The following is an 18,120-nucleotide window of genomic DNA, read 5'->3' as shown; positions in this document are numbered from 1 at the left end:
TCAATGTTAGCGATATCTTTCAGGCACCTTGAATTAATCAGCGTGACGACAGGGAGGGTAGCCGTTTGAAAAAAGGACAAGTTGTACTTTTAATGGGTGTCTCTGGTTGCGGAAAAACCACCATAGGACGAATGCTGAGCGAGCAACTTGGTTGGCGTTACTATGATGGTGATGTATTTCACTCTCCCGCTAGCATCGCAAAAATGAAACGTGGCGAGCCCCTCACCGACACAGATCGATTAGGTTGGCTCGAGACTCTGCAACAGCTGATCCACGATAAGATAGCCAACGGAGATAACGCTATCATCAGTTGTTCGACGTTAAAAAAACAGTACCGCAACTTACTCAGAAAGGGTAATACCGATCTAAAGTTGCTGTTTCTTAAAGGCGACTACGACACCATCTTACCGCGTTTTAAACAACGTAAAGGCCACTTCTTTACTGATGAGAACATGCTGACAAACCAGTTCCATACGTTAGAAGAGCCATCAGCAAACGAAGCCACTTCTATCGATATTTCACCACCTGCAGAGCAAGTCACACAGGCTTGTTTATCGGCCGTTCTTGAGTTTAAGAAAGCCAGCTAGTTGAGCTGGCTTTTGTGTCATGATGATTGATAGCGCAAAGCTAAGCACTTTCCCGCGCTTTCACTTCAAAGCCTAAGTCGATCCGAGACTCACTCACCTCTTCCTCATTCAGCATGCGCAATAACTCTTTCGCTGACCGTACGCCAACCTCGTAACGAGGCGTCGCGACAGTGGTCAACGATGGCGCCGTCGATGCGGCTATCGGCAGATCATTAAAGCCGATCACAGCTAAATCATGGGGAACACGAATATTACGGCGCTGACATTCAAACAGCGCACCGGCGGCAAGATCATCGTTACACAGGAATAACGCATCTAAATCAGGCCAACGCTGAACGAACTCAGCCAGCAAGTTTGCCCCCATGGCATAACTGGAAGGCGCTTGTGAGGTGATCAACAGGTCATCACTTAAACCCGCCTGCCACATCGCTTCTCGCCAACCACGAAGTCGTTGCTGCGCCCGGTGATCCATGCGCGCACCAGCGAAGCCGATTGTTTTGTGACCTTTGCCAATCAAGTATTCAGTGACCGCTTTGCCAGCTTGAACTTGATCAAAACCAACGCTAACACCCAACGGGTTATCCGCTAACTCCATCATCTCTACGACGGGGATATTCGCTTGTGTGAGCATCCGCCGAGCACGCTCTGTATGTTGGCTACCAGAGAGAATGACGCCATCGACTGCATACTGTAAGAATGTCTCGATCAAGCGCTCCTCTTCTAACGTTGAGTAGCCACTGTGTCCGATTAATACCTGATAGCCCTCGGACAGCATGACCTCATCAACGCCTTTTACCACTTCAGTGAACACCGTGTTGCTGAATGAAGGAACTAATAAAGCAATAGTTTGGGAATGGGATGACGCCAAAGCACCGGCGGCTCGATTGGGGATATACCCTTGTTCATCAATACAACGTTGGATCTTTAAACGGAGCGATTCGGATACTTTGTCGGGTGTTCTAATGGCACGGGAAACGGTAATTTTGCTGACCCCGACTTTTGCGGCAATATCCGCCAGGGTTACGCGCCCTGATCCTTTACGACGACGCTGACTACTCATTGATTCCTTTCTTCCTCTTTTCTTATAGTCTTTCCAGTATGACCAATAACAGTAATAAAGAATGGCTAATATGCAAGCCTAGCATACTCAGCACATTTATCTAAGCATTTACTTATACTCGCTTTTGTCGCAGTAAATCGACTCCACACGACACGCCAGTGTGTCAGCAAATTTCTCACCGTGGCGAGAAGCGAGATCTAACTAAGCTTTTTTTCCGCAGACACCAGCAAAATACCCCTATTGAGAAAACAAATGTAACCTTCTGTTATATCTTAATTTAATTAAAGGAATTCACTTCTGAACTTAGATAGTCATTCCGAATATCTCACATTGGCACACAACTTCCATTACAAACAACTTGTGACCGAAAAACCTCATTAAACCAGATCCAAATAGGCGTCAGCGGCGTAAATATTTCTGTCCACTGCGTTTTATCTGGTGTAACCAAATTAACCCGCTTTCAAAAGCACACGGTGATAAGTGAGTAGACGATGAAGGTCCCCAAAGAAACGTTAGAAGAACGATTTGAGTTTGAGATGATCGAAATGAAACAAGAGTTGCCCGCCAGGCAAGAAACAACGGCGGATGATGATCACGACTCCCGTGCCGACACCGACACTCAACTAACGGACAAAGCAAAGTGACAACCAGCGATTTCCGTGCAGTTGTTATTGGTGGCGGATCCATTGGCACTGCTCTCGCTGACCAGCTAGCCAATGATAAGCATTGCGAGGGCATCGTCGTGACCCATCGCTCACCGAGCAAACAATCAAGCAGTGGCAAAATTACGCAGCTCGAACTTAACCTTGAATCTGAAGCGTCAATCGAAAGCTGTTTTGCCAACATCGCCCAGCAGTGGCCGAGCATCGAAAAGATTTATATTTGTTCGGGAATGTTGCATGAGGGAGTGATCCGCCCGGAGAAGTCTTTGACTCAGCTAACTTCGGCTCATATGACCCACAGCTGGTTAGTTAACGCCGTCGGGCCGCTACTAGTAGCCAAGCATGCAGAACCCTTACTCAGAAATAGTCGTGGTCAAAGCATATTTGCAGCACTTTCTGCCAGAGTTGGCAGTATCAGTGATAACCGCTTAGGAGGCTGGTACGGCTACCGTATGGCAAAAGCAGCGCTCAACATGGGCGTGAAAAATCTTGCCATTGAATGGCAACGAAAACGAATGAATACCATATGCGTCGCACTGCACCCAGGTACCACAGACTCCCCGCTATCCGCGCCATTTCAGGCCAATGTCGATAGCGACAAACTATTCAGTCCCGCTTATACCGCTAGTCATCTACTTCGATTATCAAGTCAGTTGACTCAATCTCATACGGGGAAATTCTTAGCTTGGGATGGTAGCGAGCTTCCTTGGTAGAAATGTAAGCGTAGACTAATTTAGTTAACGTATTGATAAAACTATATTTTACAGTGCGGTTTTTTTATTTTACTTTTGCTGTAGCAGCAGCCGATATTCCTGCTAAAGTCAGAGATATGGCTAATAATCATACAAATGTCTATTGGCTAACTAGGATCCCCACTAGAGAAGGAGCTTGTCGTGACCCGCGTTATCATCGTTTTATTACTCAGTTTGATGCCTATATGCGCCACCAAAGCCGCATTGCTTCAATTTGATTTTGTAGGTGTTCTAACGACTGATATTCCTGATCACAACTCTGAGTTTTCAGGATGGATCATTGTCGATAGTGACGCCGAACAGATCGAAGCCGTTTTTTCATCATCTGGCGATTCTGACTATTTCTGGCTCAGATCTGACCCCATGATAGAAGGCGAATGGGATCTACCTTGGTTTGTCTATGATGACGACTTAGGATCGTTTGTCTTAGTCATTGAAGGGTTCACCAGAGGTGCATCTCGTCCAGATAATCTCTTCGATATCTATCTGGATATCGAACTTGAAGGTTCAGACGAAGCACTGGAAAATAGTGAATTTGAAAACATGTACGTTGCTGAATTTGGTGCATTCGGTAATTTTATTCGCGGTGATGATGACTCCGAGGCATATTTCGGGGATATCTCACTCAAAGTCGTAGATAGCGTCCCAAATATTGCCACTCCAGCAACATCAGCTATCGTGCTAACAGTGCTTATGCTGCTAGGCTTGCTCGGACAACGTTACCGACAGTAATCGATAACATGGTAGCTAATTTGGCTACCATGTTCTCAATTTAGCCTGCTTCATAACTGTTTGTCGTTATGGATCACGAAATAGATTTAACACTTGGATAGTAAATGCACTAAACTAGTGTCAGGAATTTTTACACGCGTTCATTTATTGAGCGAGCCAGAGAGCAGTAGGCCGCATATGACTCCAAATAATCTCATCAAAGCATTGTTACCCGCATTGAAGCGCCAATTAGGCCCTGAACAGGGCTCTTTGTTGGCGCTACCGCAAAACGTATTGGAAGTTCGCCGCCTATGTAACGAAGATGATAGCAGCATCGGTCAGGTCTCCAGCGCCGTCGTGCAAGACCCCGCATTTGCCGGCTACCTGTTGCAGATGGCTAACTCAGCCATGTATGGGTTTGGCTGGAACGAATGTACCCGCATTGAGGATTCCATTAAACGCTTAGGCCTCCAAAGAGTAGCCAAGACTTCGCTACTCTATGCGAGTCGACAGCTGCATCAAGATCAGCACGTACCGCGGGAAATGCGTCCCCTGTTACAAACGAATTGGCAACGGAGCTGGCAGTTGGTCAAAGACGCATCCGAAGCCTACTGGAAAAGGCGTGGCCGCTTACCTGAGCACCATTTTCCTGTCGCAATCGCTGACGTCTTAACTGCCAGTGTGCTCTACTTTTCCGGCGCACTTGCCATTCTATCTATCGCCGCCAGAGAAAGTGAACTATTGGCAGAGCATACGGACCTGCCGTTGGAACGCACCGCACTGCTATATAACCGAGGTATGCTTCGCTCAGTACTGACCCTGTGGGGCATGGGCTCTGACTACGCCAAAGGGCTTGCAGATCTACCTGTCGAAGGAACAAGCCTTTGCCGTAACGATTTTATTCGTCTGGCGCTACTAAACCAACCAGAGATAGCGATCCAGTTAGGTTTCAATATGGACACACAAGAAGAGTGGCGTGAACGTCTGACAGAGCTACGTATGTTGCAACCAATAAAAGTCGCATAAACGCACCTCTATCTCGATAACCATGTAGAAGCTTGTTGTTTCCGCGATCTTGTCGCGTTACGCTCTAAGATCAGTCAGTTAGCGATTAGGCTTCAATGTCTGTTCCAACACCTATCATAGTCATCACGGGTGCCAGCAGTGGTATCGGCAAAGCACTCGCTGAAGCCCTGCTCAAGCAGGGTGTCTCGTTGATTGCCACAGCGAGAGATCCGGCCTCACTCTCCTCGCTGGTCGCTTTAGGTGCACATGCCCTGCCACTCGATGTCACAGACAAAAGCGCGTGCGAAGCCCTGTTACAGCAAGTGTCTGACGACTTTGGACATATCGATATGCTGATAAATAACGCCGGTTATGGACAGATGGGACCTATGCTGGCAGTTGGTGAAAAACAGCTACGTCACCAGTTCGACGTTAACCTGTTTGCACCACTCCGTTTATGCCAGTTAGCAGCCAAGCAGATGAAGCGCCAAGGTCATGGCTGCCTGGTTAATATCGGTAGCGTATCAGGGATCACGGTCACGCCGTTTGCAGGAGTTTATTGTGCTTCAAAAGCCGCGCTTCATGCTGTCGATGAGGCGCTTCAGATGGAACTGGCGCCGTTCAATATCAAGGTAGTCACGGTACAACCGGGTGCTATTGCATCAAATTTTGCTAACGCCGCAGAGTCAGCGCTACCCGATATCAATAGCGAATATGCTGATTATTCGGCCGGGATCGCAAAACGGACAGCCATGTCGCAACAAAATGCGACTCCCGCAAAACAATTTGCTGATCATGTAGTCAGAGAATTGTTAAGACCCGGAGGACCACCTCTGCTAATTCGTTATGGCCATGGCGCTCGACTGCTACCCCTGTTGGCTTATCTGGTACCAAGACGGTTAAGGCACAAATTATTAAAAAGGGCATTTGGCTTAGGTTAATCTGTACCAGTTCAATTTGAGGAAAGTAAAATGAAGTTTGTCGCCCCACTAGTTGCTTGCTTGTTGTTATTCGGATGCAGCGATGAAACAACACAACAGCCGTTTGAACAAGCATGCACAGATCCCAGACCGCAAATATGCACCATGGATTACAACCCGGTAGATGGTTACCTTGAAACAGGTGAGTGGAACTCTTTTTCCAATGCTTGTAATGCCTGTAGTCATCCGCAAGTGCTCGGATACAAAGAGCCCGATGAGAACAGCAAACAACAAAAAGTCTCTCCACCATAGGTATCCGTAAATAATGCCCATTTTTGTCGTTGCAATCATCTTCATCGCCTTTTCTTCGCAAGCGAAAGATTGGCAATTGCAGCTGTCAGAAAGAGGCGTGGATATCTATACCCAGTCAATGGATAACCCACCGTTTCAGAAATTCAGAGCGGAAATACAGGTGGAAGCAACCCGCGGCGCTTTTCTCACCCTGCTGTTGCACACGGAGGCGAATCCTGATTGGGTTGAGCATGCCGAAGGGGCTGATGTGATCATCTTTCAACCGCCCAATCGACACTTGGTACACACGCGATTCAGCCCGCCGTGGCCGGTCAACAAACGAGATTTGGTCACCGCATCACGTTATTGGCAAGAGCCCGATTCAGGGGTGTTATATTTAGCCGCAGAGTCACGCCCGAACGCGTTTCCTACGCAAGAAGGCTACCTAAGAATGCTTGATGCAGAAGCCTGTTGGCAGATCAGCCCGCTGGAAGGCAACACGATTAAGGTCAGATATGAGGGATTTACCAATCCCTCAGGAAACATGCCCTACTTCTTGACTAACAAAGTGGGAATACAAGCGTTATTTAATACCTTCACCAAACTGAAACGCCAGTTAAAAAGAAATGAGTATCGGTTTGCCAACCCTGAAGTTCCCAAGCGCAGAGAGTTCCAATCTAAGCCGTGCAACGCACTATTAGCTGAAGAAACAGCAGTGACCAGAGCCACCGCCCGTCATCAATAGATTCAAACGACAAACGCCTAGGGCGCCAATCGCTCAATTTGCCAGAGGTCTTCACCTTCCATCGCTTTAGAGTAGAGGAAGCGATCATGCAGCCTATGTTCGCCACCCTGCCAAAACTCGATGGTTTCAGGCACAATTCGATAGCCGCCCCAAAAACTTGGCAACGGTACCTCCCCTTTGGAGAACTTCTGTTTTATCTCCATAAACTTAGACTCAAGCACCTGCCGCGCGCTGATACGACTGCTCTGCTTTGACACCCAAGCAGCTATTTGGCTATCACGGGGGCGAGTCACAAAGTACTTCAAAACTTCAGTATTGCTTAACTGCTCTACCTGCCCACAAACAGCCACTTGGCGATCAAGTGCATGCCAAGGAAAAAGTAGCGAGATACGAGGATTAGCAGCCAGGTGCGCCGCCTTACGGCTACCCAAATTGGTATAAAAGATAAATCCCTGAGCATCGAAACGCTTCAGCAAAACAATACGCTGAAAAGGTTGGCCACGCTCATCAACCGACGCCACCACCATCGCCGTTGGATCAGTCAATTTAGCATCGCAAGTTTGCTGCATCCAACGCTCAAACAATGGCCATGGCGTGTCGGGTAGTTCCGCCTCACTCAACCCGCCTGCGGTGTATTCGCGCCGAAGATCACTTAAATCACTCATAGGTAGCCGCTTGAAAAATAGAAAATGTTTTCCATAGTTTACGGCAGAGCAACCTATTTAGACCAATAAAACTGTAAGCTGAACCCCTCTAAGCTGTTGAAATTTTAACCGCTCCACCTTATAAAATGATCAACCGTAGGAAAGAGGAAGATAAAAAAGCGTCCAGCGATGAATCAAACGGCTCACTTTCCAATCCCCTTGGTGATATTGGGGGGTAAAGATCAACGCCCGGCAAAGCTGCCGGACGATGTCAGCGATAAGCACGCGTTGTCCGCGTATAAAGGCATGGCTATACGGATCAACAATCGCCCGATTATCGAAGTGATCATTGAGCGTATTAACGCCTGTGGCATGTTTGGCCCCATCTACATCGCCGGCCCGATGAACGTCTATCAACCGGTATCGGATCTGGCACATATCATCGACACTGACGGCAAACTAGATGAGAATGTTGATGCCGCACTGCAAAGCGTATCGCTATTGCATCCAAATGATCCCGTTGCTTTCTTTGCCTGCGACGTATTACCTGATCCCGAGACACTCAAGCAGCTCACCGAGCTATATCGTCAATCGGGTCACAGTGATATTTTCTTTCCATTGATCAAAGTACCGGAACAAACAGAGCAACTAGGCTCATCCGGCTGGAAACCCAAGTACCAAGTCATCCCCACAGGCGATACCGAGCCAACCACCGTACTGCCCAGCCACTTACTGATCATCAACCCCAAAGCGCTGCGCCTGAGACTGATTTTCACCCTAACAAGACTCGCCTACCAAACTCGCAACCGTGGAATAGAGCAGCGGAAAAGCACCATGATCCGTGGTGCCCTCTGGTTTCTCATCAAAGAGGATCTCAAGCAGTTAGCCAAGTTCAAGCTACCGCATCTCACCACCACGGTACTGAGCAATGCCATTGCGGGTGCCAGAGAACTGGCTTCGGGTTCCATCGCCCAGCACACGTTGGAGAGACGCCTGCGGAAAATACTGATCAAAGCCCGCCGCCGCGTGCGTCACCGCAGGCCGCTGGTTTATCTGCCCGTAGTGGATGCCCTAGAGCTAGCAAAAGATATTGATACGCTAGAAGAAGTGGAAGAGTTAGGCGCTGAGCTGACGGCGGATGAAGTATCAGCAAGCCCATCTAAAGATCCATAACAACACGTTCTGGTCACTGGGCAGTAAAGCAGCGCTTTCAGGTATCTGCTGTGGCCAACATAGATCATGCTCTCATCATCTAAATTAGCTGCCACAAAATCATAATAATGAATAACTTATTCAGATAAACTGAACCGATAAAAAGTGCTTGTCACTATAGGTTCTGGAGAGCAACTCAGTGCATTCGATTTTCAGTGGATTATTCCGCCACCCTGTCGCCTTGATGATCACCGCCGTCGGGCTTTGGATGCTCTATCCGCCTGTCGTCAATTATCTGGTTGATCAAACCAGTGTCTTCTATGTCGCTGCCGTTGCTCATTCATTTGCTGCTATCTGCACGCTCGCCTGCGTCGCGACACTCTTTATCGGCAAGGATAAGATCCCGTTGGCGAATGTCGCCACACCAGCAACATTTAAAACAGTCTCTGCGCCCACCCTCTTTTCTGGCATCTTGATTTGCGCCAATCACCTGTTGCTATACGCCGCATTGAGTGTTTCCGAAGAGTTTGATGTGATAGCCATTCTGGTCTTTGAAACCTGGCCGATCCTATTTTTCTATATCGATAGCGCCCTGCGGCGCGACAAGCGCAAAACATCCATTAACGACTATGTATTTTCTGGCGCAGCGTTCGCGGGGTTTCTGGTACTCACTGCACCCAATGTTGATATCGCAGACTGGCTACTACTCGACAGCCCGATGCTGAAAACCATGGGATTAGCTGCGGCAGGAGGCTTAGCAATGGCCATCAACTGCTATTTCCGCATGAAGTGTATGGATGCATGGAGCACGATATCAGAACAGCGTTCACTCAATCTCAGCAGCTTTAAACGCGGCTTACTGACAGAGGCAGGCGTCAGGTTGGTTGCCGCCCCGCTATTGATCCTGGTATTGCTATATTCAGGCGAGACGATCCCCAGTACCAGCATGAGCAATTTGTTACTGCTCGCCTTCGTCGGCATCGTCATTCTGGCCTTGGGCAGCTTGCTCTATGACCTATCCGTGTTTAATGCAGATAACGCATCCATTAGCGCATTGTGGTACCTAATGCCTGTAGGCGCAGTGCTTATCCTGGCGGTAATGCAGGGGCGTATGCTGAATCAATATGAGGCCGTCGCCTCCGCCCTGATCGTATCCTCAAACATTTTCCTGGCACTCAAATATCCTCTGCGATCTTCATTGCTCGTGCTTTTTGTCTCCGTTTGCACCATCGGCATCTGGATCCTGTTTGCGCCTGTCGCCACCATCAACCACTATTACGATCTATTGGCCGTATCAACAGTGTTCTTCGTCCTACTGGCAACTTTTGCACTGGATAGAACCACCTCACTTAACCGCGAGCGTGAAAGCCTACTCGGCGAGTTCAACGAACAAGTAATCGGTCTATTAGAACAACGTTCGGCAACTGATGAAGGCCAAGACAAAGCCTGTCCCCCCCCTGCGTACCTGAATGAAATCAAACAGTACGTGCTTTGGAATATGCACAGTTTTCTGCGAGCGTTTTCGAGTTTTCAACAGTTAGCGAGTAACCAGAAAACAGCCGAAAGTATTAAATACAATGTGCTGCCACAACTCAAACAAGATGAAGAGGTACGCGAACGCGTGCTTGGGTTGTTTAAGGTGGGCGACAAACTGCTGACGATGGAAAGCGACCGGATCCCGCCAGAAGAGTTCGTCATTTTAATCCTACTTGGTGCCACCAACGTTTTCTTTTCTCTGGTATTTCGTCCTGACACCCTATCCGCAGGACTATTCGCCTTAATAGTCGGTGCCTCAATGATCTATCTGCTACTGATCATTTTTGAGCGGGACAGATACGCCCAGATCAGACACGACCATGCCATGGTGTGTACCAATCTTGTGACCTATGTAGAACAGCAACTTCCCGATAAGGATGAAGCCAATACTGAGCAGACCGTCAAGCAGGAGATCCACCAGGCGATCACACTCAAATCAGGCAATATAGAAACCCGCGGCCGCGCCTATTGGATCTTCAGTGTGTTTGCGTTCCTATTCTTCGGATTTGGCTACGGTTTTCTTTACGAATCCCTGCAAGAGCAACGTTCACTGGAAACATCTCCCCTTACCTCAACACGCAGCATCCAGGAAACGGAAGTCAATATCGCGCTATTGGATTGGCCAGCGGCACAGATAAAAAGCCATATTTTGGCAGGGATCATCAATCATCACACAGAGCTAAACGCATCGGTGATCTCGGTGTCCAGCGAGCAAGCATTTCGAGCGATGGACGATGAGGATGGCATCATCGACATTCATCCAGACCTCTGGGTTGAGAACAACCCAGATATGATACGCCGCTACGTAAAAGCCTTTGGCTCTGTCGCCTTAGGTCAGCAATCGGTCACCGGATCACAAGGGTTGTGTTACACCGACTTTACCTCTGCGCATCCCATCTCTATGTCAGATCTATCAAGTCCCGCTATCGCCAAACAGTTTGATCTGTCCGGCGATGGCAAAGGTGATATATGGGTGGGCGCCAAAGGCTGGGCATCCGTCGACATAGAGCAGCGCCGCCTTTCAGCCTACGGTTTAGATAGCCACTACAACTACCATGTGTTTGACCCAGATGTGTTGCAGATGCTGGTGGAGCGTAATAATCAGAGTCAAAAAGCCAGTCTGTTCTTCTGCTACTACCCAGATGCCCTGTTTATTGATCAGCACGTTCACTTCCTCAACGAATCAACCCATGATGCGAAAAACTGGGCAGCTATCCTGCAGCCCCGCCACAGCAAAGCACCTAGTACAGGTACGTCTTGGCCAAAAACCCACATCAAACTGGCTTATCGCAGCAGTTTGGCGACTAAATCCCACGAATTGGTGACGTTACTTAATAGTTTTGCCATCAGTAACGAAGAGTTAGTCACCATGATGGCACAGGTCAAAGCTGGACAACCAACTGAAGAGGTCGCCCAGCAGTGGATCAGCAATCATCAAGACACGGTTTTGGAATGGCTAACGGGATTTCGGTTACCTGAAAAAGATCAGGTTAATTAACGCCCAAAGTATGGGCGGATAGAGCAGGCTAACCTAAGGAGCGAAGCGACGAAAACCTACGAAAATCCATCTGCGTGAGTTGGCTTGTTATAAGCCATTGCCCAAAGTAGAAATTATAGTAAATCCGACTGCTCCACTTGAGCAAGCTAGGAACAACACAAACAAGCCATAGTACATTCGAAACGCCGGAAAGAGGCCATTCTTGTACTTCTTCTTCGCAAGTTGGAACCTTTTGCTTCGGTCAACAAGTGCTCCTCCAAGAAGCATGAGACCCACGGTCACCACCATAAAAAGAATGAAACCATCGCCGTGCATTGCTGCGGCAACAGCTATGACTAGTCCAGCAGGCACTCCGAGCCAGAGCAGCAATTTCAGAATACGCAGATCTTTTGGGCGATTACTCAAACTCATAATGGCTTATAACAGCGTTCTAGACCGCGGTCAGTATCAACACCTGCCACCGTCCATTTGAATTGGCTCCACTATACCTATCTAACTTTAACCCTATCAAGCAGTTAGGTCACAGTCTTCTATACAGGTTTTGACGTTTTGAAATATAAAACTAAGAACTCGGCTCTCAAGGGAACCGACATTAGAATGGTGCAAGAGTGACTCGGACAAACCAACTTAAAGACAACCTAGACCTACACCCATGTGGTGGGTGATCGCCATGCAGGCACCACCAGCCCGATTGATTTTATCGCCGATGAATAAGCGAGGGGGCATGATGCACATAAAAAAAGAGGCACTCGAAGTGCCTCTTTTTTATCACGAGTTCTATCGTGATTTTTATTGCAGTTAAATGCGCGCGCCTAAAACAGCGTATAGATAAATGTTGCCAGTGCGCTCTGTTGTGTCACAACAACCAAAGAGCCAAGTAACGCCAAGATCACCACAATCGGCAATAACCACATCTTTTTTCTTACCCGCATAAAACGCCACAGGTCACCGATAAACTCTACCATTAGAAAGGGTTCTCCATCTGTTTCTTGTCCAGCGCTTGGCGGCGCTCTTTGTAACTGTCTCTTTTGGGATCAAAACCCTGCTTAAAGTGCAATTTGCCACGCCAGTACAACCAGCTACCCAATGGCAATAAGAGCAGGAAGAATACCACGCCCAAAATCAGCCGCGTATTGATCCAACCTAACGCCAGCGCGATCACTATCCATACCCGAAATAGCGGGTAGATAGCCACTGGCAGTAGCAAAGCAATCAACGCAATCAATGAGCCAGCATAAACTGGCCACAATGAACGCTCATAACCAAACCACCAGGGCAACAAGGCCCAGAAGAACAGGGCCAGCAGCGCAGCAAAACCTAAACCAAATTTACGCAGTTCAGTTTTATTGTCTGCCTCAATCATGGGCGCATTCATTAGTCGAGTTCAAACTCCCGTTGTTTTGCCGTAGCAATCGCCTCTGCAGGCATATCGGCTTTGTCGAGGCGCCAATGACCCAGCACCAAGGTATCCATCTCTGTCGATAAAAAGCAGTCGATAGCGTCATCAGGGCTGCATACCGGGGGTTCACCACGCACATTAAACGAGGTATTAATCACCATAGGTACACCGCTTTGCTCAGCAAAGGCGCTAATCAACTGATGGTATTTCGGGTTGGTTTCTTGATGCACCGTCTGCACCCTTGCCGAATAGTCCACATGGGTGATAGCAGGCAGGGTTGAGCGTTGATATTTCAACCGCTCAATGCCAAATGCGGGCATGTCGTCGCCTTCCGGTAGATGATGCTGTTTAGCGACGTCGGCGACCAGCAGCATGTAGGGGCTGGCACAATCCATATTGAAGTAGTCAGTGACATTTTCAGCCAACACCGATGGCGCGAACGGTCGGAATGACTCGCGATATTTGATCTTTAAGTTCATCACCGACTGCATCTGTTGGCTGCGTGGATCACCAAGGATCGAACGATTACCTAAAGCACGAGGACCAAATTCCATTCGACCTTGGAACCAGCCAATCACGCGGTCAGATGCCAACTCGCCTGCCACTTTCTGCATCAGGCGACCATCATCTAACAACTCGGCCGGCAGCCCCCGTTGTTGAAGTATCTTGTCAACATCATCATCACTGTATTCTGGCCCCAGGTAACTGCCCTGCTGCAGATCCGTGCCGTTCAACTCCCGTGGCTGGCCACAATGCTGATACACACCCGACATGGCAGCACCCAACGCCCCACCAGCATCCCCTGCGGCAGGCTGGATCCAGATATCGTTGAAAACGCCGGCTTCCAGTAGTTTGCCGTTGGCGACACAATTGAGGGCCACTCCCCCAGCGAGGCAAATATTCTCGCAACCGGTTTCAGCTTTCAGGCTTTGCGCGAGTTTAATTACCACCTCTTCGGTGACCACCTGGATCGAACGTGCCAGATCCATCTCTTTCTGTGACACATCAGACTCTTCACTACGGGGCTCGCCGCCGAAAAGCTGATGAAACTTAGAAGATGTCATGGTGCTACCCGTCACATAACTGAAGTAACTCAAATCTAAACGGAAGCTACCATCAGCCTTAATGTCGATAAGGTGTTTACGGATAAGATCTGCGTATTTGGGCTCACCATAAGGGGCTAAGCCCATCAACTTATATTCGCCAGAATTCACCTTAAAGCCGCAGTAATAAGTGAATGCGGAGTAAAGCAACCCGAGTGAGTGGGGAAAACGGATCTCCCAGAGCGGCTGCAGATCATTACCCTCACCCAACCAGGCGCTACTGGTCGCCCATTCGCCAACACCATCAAGACAAAGCACAGCGGCTTTTTCAAACGGGCTAGGAAAAAACGCGGAAGCTGCATGGGATTGATGGTGTTCAGCAAACAGCAGTTTGGGTAGTTCAGCCTTGCTAACGCCAGACATCTGGCTCAATTCGCGACGTAATAGGCTCTTAAGATACAACTTCTCTTTCAGCCAGATCGGCATCGCCCGCACGAACGAGGCAAATCCCCGAGGTGCTGACGCCATATAGGTTTCCAGTAAGCGTTCAAACTTAAGCAACGGCTTGTCGTAAAAAACGATATGGTCAAGATCGATCAACTGACAGCCTGCGGTATCCAGGCAATACTGGATCGACTGCACAGGAAACGAGGGGTCGTGCTTTTTACGACTAAATCTCTCTTCCTGTGCTGCTGCAATAATCTGCCCATCTTCAACCAGTGCCGCAGCACTGTCATGGTAGAGGGCGGAGATACCAAGAATTCGGGTCATGTCCTGCTTCACACTTCTGGGAGTGCGGGCAGTCTAGAGCCCCGCCAACATTGAAGCAACGACCAGTTTTAGCTAGTGTGAGGCGCTTAAAAACTTAAGATGGCCAACGCATTTATGGGTTCTCACAATATCAAATCTAGATCTCGTCTATTTCTAATCCTGACTTTGCTGAGCCCCGTCATATTTTTTGTCCTGCTTGAGCTCATTTTAAGAGCCGTAGGTTTTGGCCACACCTACCCGCTGTTCGTTGACGCCAAAGGAATGCCTGGCTATCTGCAAGCCAGCGATCAGGTGATCAAACGCTATTTCAACGACCCCAAACAAGCACCGAATGTCAGCATTGATACGATCTACTTCAAAAAAGAAAAGCCAGCGGCAACGTTCCGCGTAGTCGTTCAAGGTGGCTCTAGCGCGGCAGGTTTTCCTTATGGCCGTTGGGGTGGTTTAGCCGGCATGTTGAATGACCGGCTGGAAGCCAGTTTTCCAGACAAAGATATAGAAGTGATCACCACGGCCATGAGTGCGGTCAATAGCTACACCATGCTCGACCTAGTCGATGAGATCATCGCCATCCAACCGGATGCCGTGCTTATCTATGCTGGCCATAACGAGTACATTGGTGTCATGGGCGCGGGTTCAGCACTCACTTCAGCCCAAAGCCATGGTGCCAAGCTTTTGTTTTTAAAATTAAAAGATCTCCGCATCTATCAATTAATGCAACGGGTTATGGGCCTATTCAGCCCTGCACCACCCGCCGCTCAAGGTGGCGCCGCCCGCAGCACATTAATGGCAAAAGCAGCCGCAAATCGCGAAATCCCCTACCAATCTGAGATCTTCGATCAAGGGCAGCAACAGTTCGCCAGTAACTTGCAGTTAATCCTGAGTAAATATCAGCAAGCCAATATCCCGGTGATGCTAGGCACGTTGGCCAGTAATGAAGGTGACCAAAAGCCGTTTGTCAGTGATCCAACAAAAGAATCAACGACTGCGTGGCAACAGAAATGGCAAGTTTATGAACAAGCAATGGCGGATGGTCAGTACCCCAATGCATTAGCTGCCGCTAGCCAATTAGCACAACAATTTGATACCGCAAACAGCTGGTTTGCCGTCGGCCAAGCACTGCTCGCCAGCGGAGAAAACGAAGCAGCGCGCAACGCGTTATTGGCGGCAAAAGATCGCGATCAACTGCGTTTTCGCGCCCCTGAAGAGATGAATACCATCATCAAAAATGTGGCTGAGCAGTTTTCTGCGCCGTTAGTCGATGTACAGCAATATTTCGTTATGCACTCAAAAGACGGCATCATCGGCAATAGTTTGATGCTGGAACACTTACACCCCAATAAACGCGGCTATTTTCTTCTGGCAGAAAGTTATTTTAATACCATGAAGAAAACTGCTCTTCTGCAAGATTGGTCGCAAGCCCAGCCAAGTGCAAAAGCGTGGCGCGAAGTGCCGATAACAGAGGTAGACGCGATACTGGCAGACTATAAAATCGCCACGTTAAAAGCGGACTTTCCATTTACCGCCACACCATACAAAGTGAGTTTCCCGACGCCCAACGACACAGTGACCCAGCTGGCACTAGCCCGCCAGTCAGGGCAGCAGGGTTGGATCGCCAACATGCAAAGCTTGCTCGGCTATTACCGGCAGCAGCAAGATCACCCACAGGCCCTCATCGTGGCACGTATGCTGGCACAAGCGTTCCCCAGTCAACATGGGCCGCAATTCGCGTCAGGGATGCTATTCCTCGGTTTAAAAGAGTACCCGCGGGCAATCAAGTATCTACATAAAGCCTTGGCGCTGGAACCACGCAATAGTGAAGCAAGAAAAGCCTTAATTTACGCCTTGGCCAACACCGGCGCCAGCCAACAAGCAAACGCCGAGCTGGAAATATTGCAGCAACAACTGGGAAACGACCCCGTGATTAAAAGCTTGGAACGAACCATTCAAGCAGCAAAACAGTAAAGCGCGATATTAACGGCCGTAGTATCACGACCTTAACGTGGTGCGGCCGTCATTTATCGTCAACGCAGCGTTCCCACCGACAGACCTAAACCGCTGTCGCCAATGTTTAAATAAACGCACATGTTTACTTCATTCTAATGACCATCTATGTTAACTAATATGTTTATTTAATAAATGGTCACACCCTACATTGACCACCCGCTCCCATGGCCAAAGCTGGCATCGGGCTGAGAATCAAGGAGTTCCTATGCAAGCAAGTGCAGATAAGCTGTTGTACCTGCTAAAAACCCGCGGTGCACTGACGGCGCAGCAGTGTGGCGAAATACTTGAAATGACCTCCATGGGGGCGAGAAAACACTTGCAACAACTGGCTGCGCAAGCGCTGGTTAGCTATGAAGATATCGCCAGTAAAAAAGGCCGTCCCAATCGCTTTTGGCAACTCAGCGACAAGGGACATGCCCGTTTTCCTGATCGCCATGCCGATCTAACTCTGCAGCTGATTGATTCGGTTAAAGCCGTGTTTGGTGACGATGGATTAGACCAGCTGATAGCCAAACGAGAGAGCGAGCTTACTGCCGCCTATTTAGCTGCACTTAGTGACCTACCGCTGGCCCAAAGAGTGCAAAAACTTGCCGCGCTAAGAGAAAAAGAGGGATATATGGCGTCGGTTCAACAGATAGAAAACGGCTGGTTGCTGATTGAAGATCATTGCCCTATCTGTGCTGCAGCGCAACAATGCCAAGGCTTTTGCCGTGCAGAACTGCGCCTGTTTCAAACCTGTATTGGCGAGCATGGGACGGTAGAAAGAACGGAATATTTACTCGAAGGTGCTAGGCGCTGCGCCTACCAAATAACCATGAGGATGTAAGATCCTCCCTCTCAATGCGGTCGTATATGTATTCAGGAAAGCTTTTTGCATGCCGATAATAGTGTAGACGGTTAGTTGACACCGACAGGTGCAAGGGGGATCGGATGAAACACTCCCCAGTAGTAGTACAAAAACAGCAATACCCTCTAAACCAGCAAACGACACCGCAAGATGTCAGAGTTAGGCGACCATTAAAGCATGCCGCCAACTGGGTCAATCAAGTGGTTGCCCAACTAGAACAAAATGGCGGCGTCAGCTTTCGCGACCGGCAGGGTCACCTGATTTTGGTCACCAAAAGTGCCAAACACAGCGGATACTGGCAAGCAACCTGGTTTAAACCTGAAGGCCCTTACCAAGACCAACTGTCCCACACAGCAAAAAAGCTCATTCTTAATTTAGCGCCGATGATATGCGAATGGCTAACGCCAAGCGGATTTGAAAGACAGGTCAATCGCTGGCTTCGTCTCAAGCCACATCCGCTATAAATTGGATAGTAAGCAAAGGTATCGCT

Annotated in this window: 19 protein-coding genes; 13 read left to right on the top strand and 6 right to left on the bottom strand. The window is 48.8% G+C overall.

Annotated features, from left to right (window positions below; genetic code table 11):
• Positions 1–65 precede the first annotated feature (65 nt).
• Positions 66–587 (top strand): gluconokinase, encoded by a 522-nt coding sequence (locus EXY25_RS09780; protein ID WP_205695318.1) that lies wholly within the window; start codon positions 66–68, stop codon positions 585–587.
• Between the two features lie 40 nt (positions 588–627).
• Here EXY25_RS09780 and gntR read toward each other — a convergent pair whose 3' ends face one another.
• Positions 628–1,647 (bottom strand): HTH-type transcriptional regulator GntR, encoded by a 1,020-nt coding sequence (gene gntR, locus EXY25_RS09775; RefSeq protein ID WP_114338758.1) that lies wholly within the window; start codon positions 1,645–1,647, stop codon positions 628–630.
• Positions 1,648–2,138: 491 nt separating this feature from the next.
• Between gntR and EXY25_RS18760 the strand changes: the two genes are divergently transcribed.
• The 7 genes from EXY25_RS18760 to EXY25_RS09745 all read left to right on the top strand — a co-directional run bounded on the left by EXY25_RS18760 (position 2,139) and on the right by EXY25_RS09745 (position 6,733).
• Positions 2,139–2,291, top strand: coding sequence for a hypothetical protein (locus EXY25_RS18760; protein ID WP_165419317.1), 153 nt, complete (start codon positions 2,139–2,141; stop codon positions 2,289–2,291).
• Positions 2,288–3,022 (top strand): SDR family oxidoreductase, encoded by a 735-nt coding sequence (locus EXY25_RS09770; RefSeq protein WP_130566590.1) that lies wholly within the window; start codon positions 2,288–2,290, stop codon positions 3,020–3,022. The genes EXY25_RS18760 and EXY25_RS09770 overlap by 4 nt, the downstream gene beginning before the upstream one ends.
• A 180-nt stretch (positions 3,023–3,202) precedes the next feature.
• Positions 3,203–3,793, top strand: a complete 591-nt coding sequence (locus tag EXY25_RS09765) for a hypothetical protein (protein WP_130566589.1) — start codon at positions 3,203–3,205, stop codon at positions 3,791–3,793.
• A 177-nt stretch (positions 3,794–3,970) separates the two neighbouring features.
• Positions 3,971–4,798 carry an HDOD domain-containing protein gene (locus tag EXY25_RS09760; protein WP_114338761.1) on the top strand — a complete coding sequence of 276 codons (828 nt, stop codon included), beginning with the start codon at positions 3,971–3,973 and terminating at the stop codon, positions 4,796–4,798.
• Positions 4,799–4,893: 95 nt separating this feature from the next.
• Positions 4,894–5,718, top strand: coding sequence for an SDR family NAD(P)-dependent oxidoreductase (locus tag EXY25_RS09755; RefSeq protein ID WP_130566588.1), 825 nt, complete (start codon positions 4,894–4,896; stop codon positions 5,716–5,718).
• A 30-nt stretch (positions 5,719–5,748) separates the two neighbouring features.
• Entirely contained in the window at positions 5,749–6,009 is a 261-nt protein-coding gene (locus EXY25_RS09750) for a hypothetical protein (RefSeq protein WP_207232137.1), read from the top strand.
• 13 nt (positions 6,010–6,022) lie between these two features.
• On the top strand, positions 6,023–6,733 hold the full coding sequence (locus EXY25_RS09745) for an START domain-containing protein (RefSeq protein ID WP_130566587.1): 711 nt from the start codon (positions 6,023–6,025) through the stop codon (positions 6,731–6,733).
• A gap of 17 nt (positions 6,734–6,750) precedes the next feature.
• Here EXY25_RS09745 and pdxH read toward each other — a convergent pair whose 3' ends face one another.
• Positions 6,751–7,398 carry a pyridoxamine 5'-phosphate oxidase gene (gene pdxH / locus EXY25_RS09740; RefSeq protein WP_114338764.1) on the bottom strand — a complete coding sequence of 216 codons (648 nt, stop codon included), beginning with the start codon at positions 7,396–7,398 and terminating at the stop codon, positions 6,751–6,753.
• Positions 7,399–7,566: 168 nt separating this feature from the next.
• On the opposite strand from pdxH, the gene EXY25_RS09735 reads away from it, so the two are divergent.
• Positions 7,567–8,550 carry a nucleotidyltransferase family protein gene (locus tag EXY25_RS09735; RefSeq protein WP_130566586.1) on the top strand — a complete coding sequence of 328 codons (984 nt, stop codon included), beginning with the start codon at positions 7,567–7,569 and terminating at the stop codon, positions 8,548–8,550.
• 178 nt (positions 8,551–8,728) lie between these two features.
• The gene (locus EXY25_RS09730; protein WP_130566585.1) at positions 8,729–11,563 is read left to right on the top strand and encodes a glycine betaine ABC transporter substrate-binding protein; all 2,835 of its coding nucleotides are present in this window, start codon (positions 8,729–8,731) and stop codon (positions 11,561–11,563) included.
• 87 nt (positions 11,564–11,650) lie between these two features.
• On the opposite strand, the gene EXY25_RS18755 is transcribed toward EXY25_RS09730, so the two are convergent.
• The 4 genes from EXY25_RS18755 to EXY25_RS09720 form a co-directional block, all read right to left on the bottom strand.
• Positions 11,651–11,974, bottom strand: a complete 324-nt coding sequence (locus tag EXY25_RS18755) for a hypothetical protein (RefSeq protein WP_165419316.1) — start codon at positions 11,972–11,974, stop codon at positions 11,651–11,653.
• A gap of 401 nt (positions 11,975–12,375) precedes the next feature.
• Entirely contained in the window at positions 12,376–12,528 is a 153-nt protein-coding gene (locus tag EXY25_RS18750) for a DUF5989 family protein (RefSeq protein ID WP_165419315.1), read from the bottom strand.
• On the bottom strand, positions 12,528–12,926 hold the full coding sequence (locus tag EXY25_RS09725) for an SxtJ family membrane protein (protein ID WP_130566584.1): 399 nt from the start codon (positions 12,924–12,926) through the stop codon (positions 12,528–12,530). Before EXY25_RS09725 ends, EXY25_RS18750 begins: the two co-directional genes overlap by 1 nt.
• A gap of 11 nt (positions 12,927–12,937) precedes the next feature.
• Complete coding sequence (locus tag EXY25_RS09720; protein WP_130566583.1) at positions 12,938–14,776, bottom strand: carbamoyltransferase family protein; 1,839 nt, start codon at positions 14,774–14,776, stop codon at positions 12,938–12,940.
• 99 nt (positions 14,777–14,875) lie between these two features.
• Here EXY25_RS09720 and EXY25_RS09715 point away from each other — a divergent pair, with 99 nt between their 5' ends.
• The 3 genes from EXY25_RS09715 (at position 14,876) to EXY25_RS09705 (ending at position 18,094) form a co-directional block, all read left to right on the top strand.
• Positions 14,876–16,741, top strand: coding sequence for an SGNH/GDSL hydrolase family protein (locus tag EXY25_RS09715; protein ID WP_130566582.1), 1,866 nt, complete (start codon positions 14,876–14,878; stop codon positions 16,739–16,741).
• Positions 16,742–16,988: 247 nt separating this feature from the next.
• Positions 16,989–17,609, top strand: a complete 621-nt coding sequence (locus EXY25_RS09710) for a helix-turn-helix transcriptional regulator (RefSeq protein ID WP_130566581.1) — start codon at positions 16,989–16,991, stop codon at positions 17,607–17,609.
• 104 nt (positions 17,610–17,713) lie between these two features.
• Positions 17,714–18,094: a hypothetical protein gene (locus EXY25_RS09705; RefSeq protein WP_130566580.1), complete on the top strand. Its 381-nt coding sequence runs from the start codon at positions 17,714–17,716 to the stop codon at positions 18,092–18,094.
• The last annotated feature ends 26 nt before the right edge of the window (positions 18,095–18,120 follow it).

The organism is Corallincola spongiicola, from assembly GCF_004284785.1.
GTDB classification, from domain to species: domain Bacteria; phylum Pseudomonadota; class Gammaproteobacteria; order Enterobacterales; family Neiellaceae; genus Corallincola; species Corallincola holothuriorum.
This window is presented reverse-complemented; position numbering and strand designations above follow the sequence as displayed.